Below are 16,205 nucleotides of genomic sequence, written 5' to 3' on the forward strand. Positions count from 1 at the left end.
CGCTAACCTCCTATACTTTTTTGTACACAGGCCACATCGCTATTTGGAAAACAGACATGACCACCATTTTCTAAAAAAAATTCAGACTCCCCCTCTTTATTGTGAGTGAGTGTATATGTGAGAGCATCTAGGAAAGTACTAAAATCCATATATTGAACAGGAATGTTGGGAGGAACAGCCTGCCCCACAGGGACAAAACTCAAAAACCCTTTTATTCCTGCTAATAGGAGTTCATTTACTGCCTCATCAAGAGATGGAACTTCTTCAATCACCATGCATAGGGCCACGTCTTTTTGAGGGATGAGCCTCCTGGCCACAGTAACAGAGTGGACAATCAGGCCTCCCCCTATATTTGTGCCTATAACTTCATCCCTGGAGTCAAAAATTGCCTCTACGAAATAGCCTCGTCTTTCAAACTGACCACTCATCACAATTGCCTTGCCTACTTTTCCTGCACCCAATAGACACAGTTTCCAAGACTGCCTAGCTCCCAAAATCATTGATAATTCTTGAAGTAATCCATCGACATCATAGCCAACTCCAGGCACTCCAAACTTCCCAAAATAGGAAAGATCCTTCCTGAGTTGCGCTGGATTGACCCTTGCCGCACAGGCAAGTTGAACAGACGAAATTGTCTTCCTCCCTTGTTGCCTCAGCACCTGGAGGTGCTGTCTGTAGACAGACAACCTAAAGATGGTGGCTGAGGGGATCTTTTTTACCTTTTCCATTTACATCCCCCTTTCGTTTTCTCTGTCTCGAGACAGACAAAAAATCGCTTAAGCGAACTTGTGCTAAAGTTCGCAAAAGGGATGCCAACTATTGTTGTCTTGAGAAAAAAATATTTTTGAACAATATCAAAGCGTTATAGAAAAATGAAATTCAAAGGAGAGAAAGAAGGTATGTCTTTGTGAAACATTTCTGTTGCGCTGACTAATATTTGTTGCAGTAAGTTACTATTTAAAATGAGATGATTTTATTCCGTATTGCCTGAGGAGTCGTTGGAGGGCCTGACGTTCCATGCCGCTAATTCTAGCAGCCTCTGTTACATTCCCCTTGGTCCTAGAAAGGACATTTTCAATATATCTTATTGAAAAATTTGTTATTAGCTCTTTTTTAGCGACACTATAAGATTTTGACAGAAGCTCATCAAATAGGACATTTCCGCAGGGACGGTTTCCCTGGCTATTCTGATTACAAACAATATCCTGAGCCTCTATTTTTCCAGTCTGATTTAAAAGCACGGCCCGCTTTATGGTATTTTCAAGCTCTCGAATGTTTCCCCGCCATGAATTTTGACTCAGACATATCAGTGCATCTTCAGAAAGAGTGATACCCTCTTTCTGAAACTGAATTGAAAATTTTTTTAAAAAATGATGTGCCAAAAGAGGAATATCTTCTTTCATATTCCTAAGGGGGGGCATGTAAATTGTGACAACATTCAGCCTATAATAAAGGTCCTCCCTAAAAGAGCCATTAGCCATAGCTTCCTCTAGATCTCTATTGGTAGATGCAATTACTCTGACGTCAATTGATACATTACGGGTAGATCCAAGGGGCCTGACTTCTTTTTCTTGTAAAACTCGTAAAAGCTTTGTCTGCAGCGAAACTGGCATCTCTCCGATCTCATCGAGCAATATTGATGACCTATTTGCCTCGATGAAAAGCCCCTTTTTATCGTTCACTGCTCCAGTAAACGCCCCCTTTTCATAACCAAATAGTTCACTTTCCAGGATATTTTCAGGAAGAGCAGCACAATTTACTGAAATTAATTGTCTCTTTGATCTCCTACTAAGGGCGTGAATCGCTCGGGCTGCAAGCTCTTTACCAGTGCCGCTTTCTCCTCTGATAAGAACTGTTTCGTCTGAATCTGCTACCTGTCTTATAAGTGTCTTTACTTCTTGAATCGGTTGCGATGACCCTATGATCCCATAAAAGTCATACTCTGTCTTAACAGCCTGGGTGAGCCTTTCATTTTCCCGTAGAAGCCTTGTCCTCTCTACTGCCCGGTTCACAGCATGAAACACCTTTGTATTGTCAAATGGTTTTTCAATAAAATCGTACGCTCCCAACTTCAGTGCCTCCACTGCCATCTCAACAGTGCCGTAACCTGTGATTACTATGACTGAACAAACAAGCTTTAGTTTTACTATCTCTTTTAGGAGGTCTATTCCACTCATGCCCTCCATTTTAACGTCAGTGATAACAACATCAGGGCGCCATTCTTTTATTATACGCAGGGCCTCAAATGGGGAATTTGATGTGATTACAGTATAATTCCCCTTACGCTCAAAAAGGCGCTTTAGCATTAGACAAAGGTCTTTTTCATCATCTACCACTAATAGTTTAGATACCTTTGGCATTTTTTTCTAAAACATCCGAACTCTTCCGCAATCAGGGCAGATCCAAGTAGGGCCATTACTCATACCCCACAAATTTTCCTTGAGACAATCGTCACAAATCTGAAAACCACAAGGACAATTCCAACAAAATGGTAATTTTCTATCGCATATCTGACATTTGAATTCTTTATGCCTCTTCCAAGATCTAGTTTTAGGAGATTTTTCCTTCATCTTTTTTACCTCTCACACATACAGTACCTTTGAACTATTGGATTCTCTGGCTCTGGGCCATCACTTTCTAAAGGGAGTTCTATTGTGAAAACAGTATTGATTCCCTTTTTCCTAAAAATTTCATCCTCAGGTGGAGAAAACACCTCAATAACTCCCTTAAGCTCCTTGATAATCCCGTAAGATACGCTAAGTCCCAATCCAGTGCCCTTACCCACGGGTTTAGTAGTAAAAAATGGATCAAACATCTTTGTCTTTATCTCATCAGGGACCCCAGGACCAGAATCACCTATCTCTATAAAAACACGCATTTTCTTAGTGTCGTATCTGGTCCTTATCATCACCAAGCCCTTTTCTCCAATAGCTTGATGGGCATTTGTGAGGATATTCAAAAAGACCTGACTAATTCTATCCTTATCTCCATAAATTTTGGGAATGGATTCAGTCAGTTCCAATACCAGTTCGATTTGATCCATCTCCAATGAGTGTCTAATGAGGGCTACAGTATGTTTAAGGCACTCATTAACATCCACTTCATCAAACTTAGCAGTTGATGTAGATCGCGCAAAGCTCAAAAGATCCGAGACTATTCTCTTACAGTTTTTTGTCTGTTTTTCAACTATTTCCAATTCTTTTAAAATCTCTTGATCGTTTTCGAAGTCTTCCTTTAAAAGTTGTGTATATCCCAAAATGATCCCTAGAGGGGTATTGATCTCATGTGCCACTCCTGCAGCCAACTGGCCTATAGCGGCCATTTTTTCAGAATAGATGAGTTTTTCAGTCATCTTTTTGAATGCCGTTATATCCTTCGCAATGCCTTCGCAACCAGTGGGTTTCCCTTTTTCATCCCTTATGGCCGCAGCGCTTATTATCATGTTTATGGTGGATCCATCCTTCTTTAAAAATTCTGCCTCAAAATCTTTGATAAATCCATCTCTACATATACTGGCATAATATGTCCTCCATTCCATTGGTTTATTGAAAAACTCCTTCATAGGGAGCCCGACTACTTCCTCTTTTTCAGTATACCCAAGTAGTTCAACGCCACTTTGGTTCATATCTGATATGCATCCCTTTTCGTCGCAAAAGAAAATGGCATCCTTAGAATTCTCAAAGAGCCTTCTAAATTTTTGTTGGGAGAGCATGAGTTCTTGTGTCCTGATCCTCACCCTATCTTCCAGGGTTCGATTGAGTTCCCGTAACTCCCTGTGAGTTGCTTCAAGTTCCTCCTTAGCCGACCTCACGGCTTCAGCCTCTTCTCTTATCAAGGCCATTACCCCTCTGATATTCGGATAATAGAAGGTCAGTATCCCGACAGAGACAAAGGTCATTGTATTGAGACCGCCGCTAAAAGGGCTTATCAGTTTCCAAAGCCCGGTCTCTCCCCAAAACATCAAGATGAAACGAACTGCATGTCCAAAACTCCTTGAGATAGAGAGGGCAACAAATGAAATTGAGAGCCAAAATAGATATGAAAAGAGTACGCTTTTAGGATGTTTTGTCACCAAATCCTTTGCGTATCTAAAGGCCATAATAGATAGGCACACCATTAGGATTGCGCCCAAAAAATCCATGAGATATACAGGGAAAAGGGGGAGACCGTGACTCACGCCCCTCCTCCATGATCATTGATATGGCAATTTTCATCTTTTTCCCGCCTAGATGAAAAGGCTCGTAGACTGAGTACTAGAAAGAGCATTGCCGGAATGCACAAAAGATGGTCATTTCTAAGGACATAGTATATTAGCTCCTTGGCAGTTATTGGAGGAAGAAGAGCATGATCAAATATATTAGATGGCATGTACAGCGAGGACTCTGGGATTCCAACAAATAGTATGTGTGCTGCAAGGGTATCTATATTCCAAAGGAGAAACATGAATAGGCTCAGCTTTAAAAAACGCCATGCTGCGCTCTTACCTGGAGGGTGCTTTTTGAATAAATATAAGAGAAAAATTATGGCTAAGGAGAAAAAGATGTGGGCGAGCATGTGGACATATAGCCCTTCAGGGGGGCCATGGACCTGAACAGCATAAGCAGGGTTTCCAAAGAGTAAAAAAGATAATAATATGATTACAAAGAACATGTTAATTTTTTCTCACTAGATGCATTTTGTGTCAAGAGGTCCAAATCGTGAGGAGGTAAACTCAACACCTATGAACGAAGTTATCAAGGCAATCTACGAAAGAAGGAGCGTAAGGGACTTCACTGCTGAGCCCGTACCAAGAGAACATATCATGGAGATATTAAAAGCAGGTTCATGGGCACCTTCTGGATTAAATAACCAACCGTGGCGTTTTGCCATTGTCACTGATCCTGCACTCAAGGAGAAATTCGAACCTCTTACTAAGTATACAAGAATTATTAAATCAGCACAATGTTTGCTGCCGGTCTTCATATCTAAATCAAAGATGTATCACGAGACTAAGGACCATCAGGCAATTGGGGCATGCCTTCAAAATATGCTATTGTGTGCTCATTCACTGGGACTTGGAGCAGTGTGGCTCGGAGAAATACTAAAAAGTGGAGATGAAGTCAGAAAGTTGTTAGGCCTTTCTGAGGATCTCGAGCTAATGGCAGTGATTGCCCTAGGGTGGCCCAAAAACAGGGATCAGAAGTCCAGGAGGATACCATTGGAGGAACTGATCGTATTTGACAACTGAGGAGGCAAATTTAAATGTATCTAAAAAAATCTTTTCGTAATATCTGCCTATTATGGCTCATCTTCTTTAGTTTCGGATGTGCCCAGTACACCCCTTCTACTTTTAATAGCGCATCCAATCCCGAAGAAGAGACTGCAACAAAAACAGGTCCTACGATCCAATATCAATTTCCAGACCTACCTATACCAATGGAACTCACAAAGGTTCAAGAAAGGACCATGATCATCAGGACTCCTACTTACCAAGGGGGGATATTGACCTACAAAGGACGGATCACAAGTGACTCTTTAGAAGGCTTTTTCATGGAAAATCTCCCAAAACATAACTGGATCTTTCAGGGATCATTACATGGTAAAAGCCTTTTTTTGGCTTTTTCAAAAGATCTTGGTGCCCAATGCCTTATTAAAATTTCAGATGAAGCATTTAACACAGTGGTGGAGATATGGTTGAGCGAGCCCCTTGGGGTAACGGAATAGGACTCTCGAATAAAAACATCCTTTTTGGAATAACCGGAGGGATCGCGGCTTTTAAGGCTGCTTTCTATCTTCGCAGTCTTAAAAATTTTGGGGCCAAAGTAGTCCCTGTCCTCACAGAAAATGCGGCAAAATTCGTGACTCCCATGACCTTTTCAGCACTCGCTAATGAGAAGGCCTGGCTTGACGCATTCGATAGTGATCCTTCATCCCTCTTTGCACACATTGAAATCCCAAAAGATGCAGACTGCTTTGTAGTGTGTCCGGCAACTGCCAACTGTCTTGCAAAGGCTGCAAACGGTATTGCAGATGATCTTCTCACAACCATGATCCTGGCCTATAAGGGAAGCGTACTGTTTTTCCCATCCATGAATCCAGCCATGTACCAAAATCCTGCAACCCAGAACAATATAGAAAAGCTCAGGAAATTAGGTCATGTGGTTGTGGAGCCAGCTACTGGGCAGGTAGCCTGCGGAGACCAAGGCCAGGGAAGGCTCGTGGAGTTCGAAGAGTTTCTACACGAGGTCCAAAGTAGTCTTTTACCCAAACCCCTCTTGGGTAAAAAAATATTGGTGACCGCTGGTCCCACAAGGGAACCAATTGACCCAGTGAGATTCCTGTCCAACAAGTCCTCTGGGAAAATGGGTTTTGAGATTGCCTGGGCATGTAAAATGCTAGGTGCTGAAGTAACATTAATCAAAGGCCCTACCCAGCTTTCACCTCCAAATGTTCACACGCTCTTGAGCGTTGAAACCGCAGATGAGATGTTTGAGGCTGTTAAAGAAGTATTTCCTCAGATGGATGTAGTCATAATGACCGCAGCTGTGGCTGACTATACCCCTGAAAGAGTATCAAAGACAAAAATCAAAAAGAAAGACTATGGAGAAGAGAATCTAAACATCAGCCTAAAAAAGACCCAGGATATCCTAAAATATATTTCACGGAACAGGTCCTCCAAACAGGTGATAGTAGGCTTTTGTGCTGAGACTGAAAATCTCATTGAAAATGCAAGGAAAAAATTGGCCAACAAGCCAGTTGACATGCTCGTATGCAATGATATCACAGAAAAAGGAGCAGGTTTTGACAAAAATACCAATAAGGTTTCAATCCTTTACGGTGATGGATCTAAGATTGAAGAACTTCCCCTCATGTCAAAGGCCAATTTAGCCTTGGAACTCATGAACCGTGTTTCCAGCCTACTTTAAAAACACAATCATGATCTTAACAATTGACTTTTCTCTTTCTCTTTGGTATGTGAAAGGTCGTGTGCCGGAGTGGTGGAACTGGTAGACGCGCCGGACTCAAAATCCGGTGGCCTTCGGGCCGTGCGAGTTCGACTCTCGCCTCCGGCACCAAATAATTTCAGTACATCACACTCAAAAATCCCCGCCAAAACCTTCTTAAATCCCACTTGTGGTAGGTAACATTCAACATAATCCCAGATTATGCACTTCAAATTCCTGAAGCAAGTAATTTCTTTGAATTATTGTATAGTTAGCATCTATCTATTTTCGCTGTACCTTCACCCAAAAGGTGAAACTCAATCGGTTATAAATCTTCAGGCATTTGAAGCCGCAAGGGGCTCGCAATTTTACCGAATCTGCTTTGTTGTCGGGCACTTGAAGTACCTAAGTACGTTTGCATACCCTCCGCCTTGCATCTTCGGCAAACTTGCGAGCTGCATAATCTGGGAAAACGACAATGAAAGTGCAAAGATGAAGACCTATAAGGGAGTGATTCAGGGTTACAATGGCCTGGCCATGGTAGATGCCAAGCATCAGGTGATAGTACATGCAGAGGCCTTTGGAAATGGGCAAGAGCAACACCTATTAGAGCCCATTATAGAGGGGGCCAGTAAGACCTATAAGGTGCTGTCTTCTGACAAAGATATTTTTAAAAAAGTAAAGTTGACTGCTGATGCTGGATTTCACACAAAGAAGAACATGGAGATGGTCTTCAGCCAGGGGATAGATGCCTATATAGCAGACAGACATTTTCGCAAACGAGATCCCAGGTTCAAGAACCAAGATCGTTTCAAACAAAGAGCTCGAAAGGAGAGAAAATCCCGCTTGTTCACGCCCAGAGATTTTATTTTTGATATGGAGCAACAGAGCTGTATCTGTTCTGCCGAGAAACATCTCTATGTAAAGAACAAGAATTTTGTAACTAGAAATGGTTACAAGGCCATAGCTTTTATGGGTAAAAAGACCGAATGCAGGGTCTGTAAGCTTCGTGAGCTATGTCTGAGATATCCCGACAGGACCGAGGCTCGGCAGGTACACTTTTTTTTATGGCAAGGAGAATAGTGCAGGCAGCACCTTCATAGAAAAGATGAAGTGGAAGATAAATTCAAGCCTTGGCCGTTTGGTTTACAGTAAGCGCATAGGTACAGTGGAACCTGTATTTGCCCACATCTGTTCAGTGCTTGGTCTGAACCGTTTTCCCCTTCGAGGCAAGCACAAGGTGAACACCCAGTGGCTTCTTTACTGCATAGTGCACAATATCATCATAATCCACCGATTTGCACCTGGATTTACTTGATAGGAATATCTTGAACATGAGATGAAGTTGTTATAAAAAAGAAAAAATATGGATGGAGTTGGGTTCCTCACGGTTCCCACCGTTATTCCTGTAACTAGATTTTTTGAAGGAAATAGATTTCCAGAAAGGAATCAGCCTGGAATTTATATTTTTATACAGACTCGTTGGCCGGAAAATGTCGATGCAGATGAAATCTAAACTCACACCATATTATATTGATCTAGTTTATGATGCCTGCCTTAAATCTTTCTGGCGAAAGAAAACGCTACGTAATTTTTTAAAACGTTGTGGGATTTCCGATTCCTTTTTGGCGAGCTGGGCTCCTGATGAAACAAAAAGAGATTTTTTGGACAGGCTTTTTGAAAAATTGCCTCGAACAGAAAAAGGCAGAGCTGCATTGTTGCAAATTGCAAAATATCTTATGGAGCAAAGGACATTTCCTGATTTGGAAAACTGGGAAGATTCATCCATAAAAATCAAACAAGCGCATGATGCAGTAACAAAATTAAGAATATATCACCAACAACAAGAAGAAGAAAAAAGGAGTGAAGAAGAACGTAAAAGAGCCAGGGAAGAGTTCAGGAAAAGACAGGAAGACATAAAAAGGTCTCAGTTATCATTGCAAAAGTTAAATGATCGTTTGAATGAACTTGGGCAGAAAATTGGCACTCAAAAAGCTGGCTATGAATTTCAAGATTGGTTTTTCGATCTTTTGGATTTCTTTGAAATTACAAATCGAAAACCATACGTACATAATGGTCGTCAAATTGATGGCTCTTTAACGCTTTCTGGTACCACATATCTTGTAGAATTGAAATTCACATCAGAGCAGGCCGGAGCAAGTGATATAGATTCATTTTATAGAAAGGTTACAAGCAAAGCGGATAATACAATGGGTATAATGGTTTCCATTTCTGGGTACTCATCAATAGCGATTAAAGAGGCATCAGGAGAAAGAACTCCTTTGCTCTTGTTGGATCATGGTCATTTATACTATGCGTTGAGTGGCATAATGGGCATGGCAGACATCATAGAAAGAGTAAGAAGGCATGCATCGCAAACAGGCGAAGCATATTTGCCTGTTCAGAAATTTACAATATAAATTCGGGCCAACAAGCGGGTGCACTTGACCGCTGTTCCGCTGGCGCTTCACAGCGGCAAGTGACCCTTGGTCGTTAAGTGAAAAAATTATGAGTAGTCCTGTCTTTAATATGGGATTCTGGGAATCATTTCTTAGAGATCAATTTATAAAACAAATTGATTTATTATATGACTCAATTCAGAATCGACTTTTACCCACCTTCAATGATCTTGAAAAAGAAGCAAAGCAAGTTGCAGAAAGGAAATGGGATGAACTATGCTCTTCGTGTTATTCGCCCGATATTGATCCTGGAGATTTGGCGGAAAAAGCTCAAGAGGCTGGTATTGAACACTATACAATGCTTTCAAATATAAAACAGACTATTTTAAATCTTACAGCGACTGCACTCTACCATTTATTTGAGCAGCAGATCATTTTCTTCTTGAGAAGGGAAATATTACATCCATCACAAGAAGATGATCCTCAATTAATGAAAATATCAATCTTCAAGAAAAGAGTACTTGAAAAAGGTATTAATATTGATTCGTTTAGATCGTGGGCAATAATTAATGAACTAAGATTTGTTGCAAATTCAATAAAACATGCAGAAGGCCCCTCAGTAGTTGAGTTACATAAACTAAGACCCGATTTATTTGAGCATCCTATTTTTAGAACTAAAGATGAACAAAATACAAAAAGGTATGTATTGCCTAGAGTTTATTTGCCATTAGCTGGAGAAGATATATTTATAACTCCGGATGATTTATTGAAATATAAGAATGCTATAAGAGATTTTTGGGATGAATTTATCAATATTTGTTTAAATTATGAAGAGATATAAGTCACTTAACAAAACGATCCACCTTGTATGTTAAAAACAAAGAAGTAGGGTAGCTCCCTACGGGAACGGATGAGCCCGTGCTACACCTTATAACTGTAAAGTTCGTCGGTCAGATATTGGCCTCCGTTCCATTTCCTGCACCGTAAAGGCTGAACAGTATCGTATGGCTCTCATGTGAATGGGAAAGCCCGAATGTACAAGAGAACGCCAGGGCGGGATTTTAATTCTTCATACAGGGAGGCGTAAATGCATAAGAAGATCATTGGAATTGATGTTGGCAAGAAGGAATTGCGCACCGCCCATAAGTATGAGGCATCCAATGGGAAATTCAAGGTAAAGAGGAAAAAATTCCCTAACACCTTGAAAGGGCATACTGCCTTGCTTGCCTGGGCAAAGAAAATAACCAACAAGGAAGGTAAAGAGCATATCCATTTCATAATAGAAGCAACAGGGGTGTATTATGAAGGCATTGCCACCTTTTTACATGATGCCAGCAGCATGATATCTGTACTGAACCCCAAGTATGTAAAGTCATTTGCAGAGAGTTTTGGAGTGCGTACAAAGACAGATAGCAAGGATGCCCTGGTGCTTGTTGAGTATGGAAGTGCCATGCATCCTGATTTATGGACTCCACCACCGCCAGAATATCGTATTTTGTTGAGTTATCATAGGGCGATAGATTCACTTAAGCATCGCAGGACTGCAATATTGAACAGGATAGAGGCATTGGAAATAAGCCATCCAGCCCCGGGTCCGATTCTGGAAGAAGAGCGAAGGCTCCTTGTTGAGGTAAGTGAATCTATAAAGCGCTTGGAACAACAGATCAAGTCTCATATTCGAAGGCATCCTGGTCTCAAAAAAGAGGTGGAACTGTTGATGACTATCTCAGGGATAGCCTGGATTACTTCTGTTTTGCTTGTTGCAGTAATGCAAGGTGGAAGGCGTTTCAAAAGCGCACGGGAAGCAGCTGCCTACCTGGGACTTTCGGTAAGAGAAAATCTTTCAGGGACAAGCCTCAAGGGACGTTCCAGATTATCCAAGAGAGGCCCGGGAGATATACGCAAAGCTTTATATTTTCCAGCTATTACTGCTATGCGGTACAATCCGGATGTAAAAGCGCTTTACAATCGTCTTGTTCAAAGAGGCAAGGTAAAAATGGTAGCCATAGGAGCTGCCATGAGGAAGCTGGTCCATATTGCTTTTGGAGTACTGAAGCATAAACGGGCATACATGGCTTTGGCAACATAGATAAAATAGTGCTTGACACTCAACACAGTATCTGACCGCTATTTCGCTGCGCTTCATAGCGACAGGTGAGCTTGGTCGTTGAGGCTGTAGAAAAACCCTTAAGCGCGCCAGATTACTGCTGTTTTTTCTGGGAGGTGTGGTATATAACGGTTAATGACATTGAGTAAAGGATTGACTAATGGCGCGTTTTAAGAAGTATTCATATAAGCAAGGTAAATTTATTCCTATACATTTCGAGAAGCAAATTCTTCCAGATACCTTTGAATATATACTCCATTATTTGATTGATAATGAAGTAGATCTTTCTGTGTTCAGACAGCGCTATAAGAATGATGAAGTGGGTGCGCCTGCCTATGATCCAGCTATCCTGCTCAAGATTATTTTGTATGCATATTCTAAAGGAATAGTTTCCGGCAGGAAAATAGCTCAGTGTTGTCGAGAGAATGTCATCTTCATGGCCCTGCCTGCTGATACAAGACCTCATTTTACCACCATAGCTAGTTTCATATCTTCATTGGATTAAGAAGTAGTCCAGTTGTTCCGTGACATTCTCCTTGTATGTGACGAGATGGGACTAGTGGGTAAAGAGATGTTTGCACTGGATGGATGCAAACTGCCATCCAATGCATCAAAAGAGTGGAGCGGTACCAGGGCTGACATTGAGAAGAAGTGTAAGAAGTTGGAACATGCCATCCAGGCCATGATAGAAAAGCACAGGGAACTTGATCAGAAAGAGACAGACCATGAGCTTATCTCCCGTGAGAAAAAGTACATTGAAACTCTTAAAAAGCAGGTCAAGAAGATAAGGGACTGGATGGATAACAATGATGACAAGCCAGGCAGAGGTGGAGGAATAAGGAAGAGCAATATACCCAGATTATGCACTTCAAATGCCTTAGAAAGGGATTTTTTCTGAATAATTCAATAGTTAGCTGCAACTTATCCAGTTCGTTCCTTCAGCAAAAAGGTACGGCTTCATCCAGGGGTTATATCTCAGGCATTTGAAGCCGCAAGGGGCTCGCAATTTTACCGAATCTGCTTTGTTGTCGGGCACTTGAAGTACCTAAGTACGTCTGCGTACCCTCCGCCTGGCATCTTCGGCAAACTTGCGAGCTGCATAATCTGGGAAAACGACAACGAAAGTGCCAAGATGAAGACCTCTAAGGGGGTAATTCAGGGGTACAATGGCCTGGTCATGGTAGATGACAAGCACCAGGTGATAGTACATGCAGAGGCCTTTGGAAATGGGCAGGAGCAACACCTGTTGGAGCCCATGATAGAGGGGACCAGTAAGACCTGTAAGGTGCTATCTCCTGAGGAAGATGTTTTTAAGAAAGTGAAGTTAACTGCTGATGCTGGATTTCACACAAAGAAGAACATGGAGATGGTCTTCAGCCAGGGGATAGATGCCTATATAGCAGACAGACATTTTCGCAAACGAGATCCCAGATTCAGGGATCGAGATCGCTTCAAACAAAGAGCTCGAAAGGAGAGAAAATCCCGCTTGTTCACGCCCAGAGATTTTATTTTTGATATGGAGCAACAGAGCTGTATCTGTTCTGCCGAGAAACATCTCTATGTAAAGAACAAGAATTTTGTAACTAGAAATGGTTACAAGGCCATAGCTTTTATGGGTAAAAAGACCGAATGCAGGGTCTGTAAGCTTCGTGAGCTATGTCTGAGATATCCCGACAGGACCGAGGCTCGGCAGGTACACTTTTTTTTTATAGCAAGGAGAATAGTGCAGGCAGCACCTTCATAAAAAAGATGAAGGGGAAGATAGATTAAAGTCGTGGCCGTTTGTTTACAGCAAGCGCATAGGTACAGTGGAACCGGTCTTTGCCCACATCTGTTCAGTGCTTGGTTTTAACCGTTTTACCCTAAGAGGTAAGCGTAAGGTGAACACCCAGTGGCTTCTTTACTGCATAGTACACAATATCATCAAAATCCACCGATGTGCGCCTGGATTTACTTGATAGGAGTATCTTGAACATGAAATGAGGTTGGTATAAAAAAGGAAAAATAAGGATGGAGTTGGGGTCCTAACGGTTCCCACCATTATTCCTGTAACTAGATTTTTTGAGGCAAATAGATTGCCAGAATGGAATCAGCCTGAAATTTATATTTTTATACAGACTCGTTGGGTAGTAAACAAGGAGGTATGGAGTATGAGAAACCTGATATTGGCTGTTAGCTGTATCTGCTGTCTTATCCTCAGTATGCTCTCTGCTGGCGCGCTGGAATCTGCGGCAGCGGTGGTTGCTGAGTCCAGTAATCTACCAGACGATCAGTTTACACTGGTTCTGGATCTTCAGCGGCCGAGTGATACTGATATTCTTCTGTTGCGCAATGGCGACAGGCTGACTGGCACTATTCTTAACAAGAGTTTTAGTATCCGAACATCATATGCACAGCTAAAGTTCAACAATCGGATGATTGCTGGCATCAACCTCGAGGGTGGACCCAACAACATCGAATCCATTATAACAGTCAATAACAACCTGTTTTCTGGCTTCATCGACAACGCTGTGTTTGTCTTCAAACTTCAATCTGGCCCTCAGATCAATGTTCGGAAGGAGAAAGTCCTGAAAGCCGTGTTTCGAGTTCGAAAAGCTGAACGCGAAGGCATCCCTCAACGTCAGTTCATAGTACTGAAGAACGGAGATTACTTTAGCGGGAAATTGCTCAACGATAAGATAGTAGTTGCAACAACCTATGCTGCCGTTCCACTGGTTCTATCGAATATTGACAGGATCAAGCTAATTGGAAGCGAGAATCCGCTAACCCGCGTTACGATGCGCAATAGCGACGTCATTCAAGGAGTCCTTCAGACGGAAGATATCCAAGTGAAGCTAGATGTGGGTCCTGTCGTCGGCATCTACAAAGACAGAATAGACATGATCTACTGTAAATACGGCTACCGTCCCGAGCATCTTTCCTCGGCCGTTGTCCAACAGTTCAGACGAAAGTTGCTCACCATTGCCCCAGATGGGGCAATCAACGGGCCTGTACCTTATGTCAAGAGCTACAAAGTTGACTCCCCTCAAACATTGACTGAGGCTCTGCATCTCATTGAGGTGAACTCAAAGAGCATATCTGTCCTCATCCTTGCATTATCACTTTCAGAGATTTCACAGGACCATCAACGTGCCTTGCGTGACTGGGTTTCCCAGGGCGGAGGCATCTGGCTCTTCTACGGCATGAAGTCGAATAGCTACTTTAAATTCGTCCATGGCGATAACTCTAGGCTTCTATTTCCGAACCTTCATCACTTGAAAACAGACGAACCTGCTGAGATCATTTGGCCCCGCCGGGATCTAGCGGTTATGAGCGGGGTCAATGTTCTCTCAACATATCTAAATCATTCTAATAAGGGTGCAAGAACGTCATTCGACGAGACTTCGTTGCCGGATGGAGCCATAGTTTTAGCGAAGCAGCCCAATCCAAAGATGTTCTTGGCTCCTTACGGGAATGGCCGTGCAATGGTTGAGGCAAACCATTTTAACCGTTCACCTCTTCATCACCCCACAGAGATGGACAACCCGACCTTTATCAGGAATGTATCGCTTTGGCTGGCCGGTTATGACTTCCAAGCCAGAAAGCGGAAATGGACTGGACGAACTGATTGAATAGAAACGAGAAAAGGACCAACAAGCGGGTGCACGGGATCTCAAAACCGCTGCGCTTCGCTTGCGTTTTTTCGGCCCGTGACCCTAGTCGTTGAGGCTGCAGAAAAAACCTTAAGCGCGCCATATTACTGCTGTTTTTCTGGAAGATGTGATATATAACGGTTAATGACATTGAGTAAAGGATTGACTAATAGCGCGTTTTAAGAAGTATTCGTATAAGTAAGGTAAGTTTATTCCTATACATTTCGAGAAGCAAATTCTTCCAGGTACCTTTGAATATGCACTTCATTATTTGATCGATAATGAAGTAGACCTTTTTATATTCAGATAGCGCTATAAGAATGATGAAGTGGGTGCGCCAGTCTATGCTCCCGCTATCCTGCTCAAGATTATTTTGTATGCATATTCTAAAGGAATAGTTTTCAGTAGGAAGATAGCTCAGTGTTGTCGAGAGAATGTCATCTTCATGGCCTTGCCTGCAGATACAAGACCTCATTTTACCACCATAGCCAGTTTCATTCCTTCACTGAATCAAGAAGTGGTCCTCTTACTCAGAGCCCATTATTAATGATCTTCTAATTTTCGTACGCAGTCCTTGAGATATTCAGATCAGACCGAGGAGCAACGGGTGTTATAGTTAAGCGAAAGATAGATTCAACCCTTGGCCATTTGGTTTACAGCAAGCGCATAGGTACAGTGGAACCGGTATTTGCCCTCATCTGTTCAGTGCTTGGTCTTAACCGTTATACCCTTTGAGGCAAGCGCAAGGTGAACACCCAGTGGCTTCTTTACTACATAGTGCACAATATCATCAAAATCCACCGATCTACGCCTGGATTCACTTGATAGGAGTGTCTTGAACATAAGCTAATGTTGTTATAAAAAAAGAATGAGGATGGAGTTGGGTTCTTCACGGTTCCCACCATTATTCCTGTAACTAGATTTTTTAAGGAGAATAGATTTCCGGCAAGGAATCAGCCTGAAATTTATATTTTTATACAGACTCGTTATGTTTAAAAAAAATCAATGAACAGCACAACAAAGGATCTACGCTATCTGCACGCAAATAAGTTCTTGGAATATGCCTATCTGGCTCTCAGTGATCATTTCACTTCACGTGAGGAATTCGAAGAGTACTTTGAATCCATTAAGGGTGATGACCAAA

General features: G+C 42.1%; 16 protein-coding genes, 1 tRNA gene and 3 pseudogenes. 15 read left to right on the forward strand and 5 right to left on the reverse strand.

Annotated features, from left to right (window positions below):
* Positions 1 to 2: 2 nt before the first annotated feature.
* From DBT_RS11160 to DBT_RS11175, 4 genes are all read right to left on the reverse strand, one after another.
* Positions 3 to 728 (reverse strand): redox-sensing transcriptional repressor Rex, encoded by a 726-nt coding sequence (locus DBT_RS11160; RefSeq protein WP_067620658.1) that lies wholly within the window; start codon positions 726 to 728, stop codon positions 3 to 5.
* 225 nt (positions 729 to 953) lie between these two features.
* On the reverse strand, positions 954 to 2,360 hold the full coding sequence (locus DBT_RS11165) for a sigma-54-dependent transcriptional regulator (RefSeq protein ID WP_067620661.1): 1,407 nt from the start codon (positions 2,358 to 2,360) through the stop codon (positions 954 to 956).
* Positions 2,361 to 2,575: 215 nt separating this feature from the next.
* Entirely contained in the window at positions 2,576 to 4,177 is a 1,602-nt protein-coding gene (locus tag DBT_RS11170; protein ID WP_083186787.1) for a two-component system sensor histidine kinase NtrB, read from the reverse strand.
* Positions 4,174 to 4,650: a hypothetical protein gene (locus DBT_RS11175; RefSeq protein WP_067620664.1), complete on the reverse strand. Its 477-nt coding sequence runs from the start codon at positions 4,648 to 4,650 to the stop codon at positions 4,174 to 4,176. The genes DBT_RS11170 and DBT_RS11175 overlap by 4 nt, the downstream gene beginning before the upstream one ends.
* Positions 4,651 to 4,720: 70 nt before the next feature.
* Here DBT_RS11175 and DBT_RS11180 point away from each other — a divergent pair, with 70 nt between their 5' ends.
* The 15 genes and pseudogenes from DBT_RS11180 to DBT_RS12935 form a co-directional block, all read left to right on the forward strand.
* The gene (locus DBT_RS11180) at positions 4,721 to 5,227 is read left to right on the forward strand and encodes a nitroreductase (RefSeq protein WP_067620667.1); all 507 of its coding nucleotides are present in this window, start codon (positions 4,721 to 4,723) and stop codon (positions 5,225 to 5,227) included.
* Positions 5,228 to 5,241: 14 nt separating this feature from the next.
* Positions 5,242 to 5,703, forward strand: a complete 462-nt coding sequence (locus DBT_RS11995) for a hypothetical protein (RefSeq protein WP_141674290.1) — start codon at positions 5,242 to 5,244, stop codon at positions 5,701 to 5,703.
* Positions 5,670 to 6,905: a bifunctional phosphopantothenoylcysteine decarboxylase/phosphopantothenate--cysteine ligase CoaBC gene (gene coaBC / locus DBT_RS11185; RefSeq protein WP_067620670.1), complete on the forward strand. Its 1,236-nt coding sequence runs from the start codon at positions 5,670 to 5,672 to the stop codon at positions 6,903 to 6,905. Before DBT_RS11995 ends, coaBC begins: the two co-directional genes overlap by 34 nt.
* A gap of 63 nt (positions 6,906 to 6,968) precedes the next feature.
* Positions 6,969 to 7,055 (forward strand) — tRNA-Leu (locus DBT_RS11190).
* Positions 7,056 to 7,415: 360 nt separating this feature from the next.
* Positions 7,416 to 8,006, forward strand: a complete 591-nt coding sequence (locus tag DBT_RS11195) for a transposase (RefSeq protein WP_067620673.1) — start codon at positions 7,416 to 7,418, stop codon at positions 8,004 to 8,006.
* A 25-nt stretch (positions 8,007 to 8,031) separates the two neighbouring features.
* Positions 8,032 to 8,241, forward strand: a complete 210-nt coding sequence (locus DBT_RS11200; protein ID WP_067620676.1) for a transposase — start codon at positions 8,032 to 8,034, stop codon at positions 8,239 to 8,241.
* Positions 8,242 to 8,428: 187 nt separating this feature from the next.
* Entirely contained in the window at positions 8,429 to 9,343 is a 915-nt protein-coding gene (locus DBT_RS11205; RefSeq protein WP_208600913.1) for a hypothetical protein, read from the forward strand.
* A 109-nt stretch (positions 9,344 to 9,452) separates the two neighbouring features.
* Complete coding sequence (locus DBT_RS11210; RefSeq protein ID WP_067620678.1) at positions 9,453 to 10,163, forward strand: hypothetical protein; 711 nt, start codon at positions 9,453 to 9,455, stop codon at positions 10,161 to 10,163.
* Between the two features lie 246 nt (positions 10,164 to 10,409).
* On the forward strand, positions 10,410 to 11,411 hold the full coding sequence (locus DBT_RS11215; RefSeq protein WP_067620679.1) for an IS110 family RNA-guided transposase: 1,002 nt from the start codon (positions 10,410 to 10,412) through the stop codon (positions 11,409 to 11,411).
* A gap of 178 nt (positions 11,412 to 11,589) precedes the next feature.
* The gene (locus DBT_RS11220) at positions 11,590 to 11,934 is read left to right on the forward strand and encodes a transposase (RefSeq protein WP_067620682.1); all 345 of its coding nucleotides are present in this window, start codon (positions 11,590 to 11,592) and stop codon (positions 11,932 to 11,934) included.
* A gap of 12 nt (positions 11,935 to 11,946) precedes the next feature.
* On the forward strand, positions 11,947 to 12,327 hold the full coding sequence (locus tag DBT_RS11225) for a hypothetical protein (protein ID WP_067620684.1): 381 nt from the start codon (positions 11,947 to 11,949) through the stop codon (positions 12,325 to 12,327).
* A 216-nt stretch (positions 12,328 to 12,543) separates the two neighbouring features.
* A pseudogene (locus tag DBT_RS11230) lies at positions 12,544 to 13,173 on the forward strand (transposase); the annotation flags it as partial.
* A gap of 37 nt (positions 13,174 to 13,210) precedes the next feature.
* Positions 13,211 to 13,387: pseudogene (locus DBT_RS12930) on the forward strand (transposase); the annotation flags it as partial.
* Between the two features lie 192 nt (positions 13,388 to 13,579).
* On the forward strand, positions 13,580 to 15,040 hold the full coding sequence (locus tag DBT_RS11235; protein ID WP_067620689.1) for a hypothetical protein: 1,461 nt from the start codon (positions 13,580 to 13,582) through the stop codon (positions 15,038 to 15,040).
* 232 nt (positions 15,041 to 15,272) lie between these two features.
* Positions 15,273 to 15,581, forward strand: a pseudogene (locus DBT_RS12935) (transposase); the annotation flags it as partial.
* A gap of 182 nt (positions 15,582 to 15,763) precedes the next feature.
* Here DBT_RS12935 and DBT_RS12155 read toward each other — a convergent pair.
* The gene (locus DBT_RS12155) at positions 15,764 to 15,904 is read right to left on the reverse strand and encodes a hypothetical protein (protein ID WP_153304068.1); all 141 of its coding nucleotides are present in this window, start codon (positions 15,902 to 15,904) and stop codon (positions 15,764 to 15,766) included.
* Positions 15,905 to 16,205 lie beyond the last annotated feature (301 nt).

It is taken from the genome of Dissulfuribacter thermophilus, assembly GCF_001687335.1.
Taxonomy (GTDB): domain Bacteria; phylum Desulfobacterota; class Dissulfuribacteria; order Dissulfuribacterales; family Dissulfuribacteraceae; genus Dissulfuribacter; species Dissulfuribacter thermophilus.

Coding starts and splice junctions, on each gene's coding strand:
- DBT_RS11160 (WP_067620658.1), bottom strand. CDS start 728: ATGGAAAAGGTAAAAAAGATCCCCTCAGCCACCATCTTTAGGTTGTCT.
- DBT_RS11165 (WP_067620661.1), bottom strand. CDS start 2,360: ATGCCAAAGGTATCTAAACTATTAGTGGTAGATGATGAAAAAGACCTT.
- DBT_RS11175 (WP_067620664.1), bottom strand. CDS start 4,650: ATGTTCTTTGTAATCATATTATTATCTTTTTTACTCTTTGGAAACCCT.
- DBT_RS11180 (WP_067620667.1), top strand. CDS start 4,721: ATGAACGAAGTTATCAAGGCAATCTACGAAAGAAGGAGCGTAAGGGAC.
- DBT_RS11995 (WP_141674290.1), top strand. CDS start 5,242: ATGTATCTAAAAAAATCTTTTCGTAATATCTGCCTATTATGGCTCATC.
- coaBC (WP_067620670.1), top strand. CDS start 5,670: ATGGTTGAGCGAGCCCCTTGGGGTAACGGAATAGGACTCTCGAATAAA.
- DBT_RS11195 (WP_067620673.1), top strand. CDS start 7,416: ATGAAGACCTATAAGGGAGTGATTCAGGGTTACAATGGCCTGGCCATG.
- DBT_RS11200 (WP_067620676.1), top strand. CDS start 8,032: ATGAAGTGGAAGATAAATTCAAGCCTTGGCCGTTTGGTTTACAGTAAG.
- DBT_RS11205 (WP_208600913.1), top strand. CDS start 8,429: ATGAAATCTAAACTCACACCATATTATATTGATCTAGTTTATGATGCC.
- DBT_RS11210 (WP_067620678.1), top strand. CDS start 9,453: ATGGGATTCTGGGAATCATTTCTTAGAGATCAATTTATAAAACAAATT.
- DBT_RS11215 (WP_067620679.1), top strand. CDS start 10,410: ATGCATAAGAAGATCATTGGAATTGATGTTGGCAAGAAGGAATTGCGC.
- DBT_RS11220 (WP_067620682.1), top strand. CDS start 11,590: ATGGCGCGTTTTAAGAAGTATTCATATAAGCAAGGTAAATTTATTCCT.
- DBT_RS11235 (WP_067620689.1), top strand. CDS start 13,580: ATGAGAAACCTGATATTGGCTGTTAGCTGTATCTGCTGTCTTATCCTC.
- DBT_RS12155 (WP_153304068.1), bottom strand. CDS start 15,904: ATGTTCAAGACACTCCTATCAAGTGAATCCAGGCGTAGATCGGTGGAT.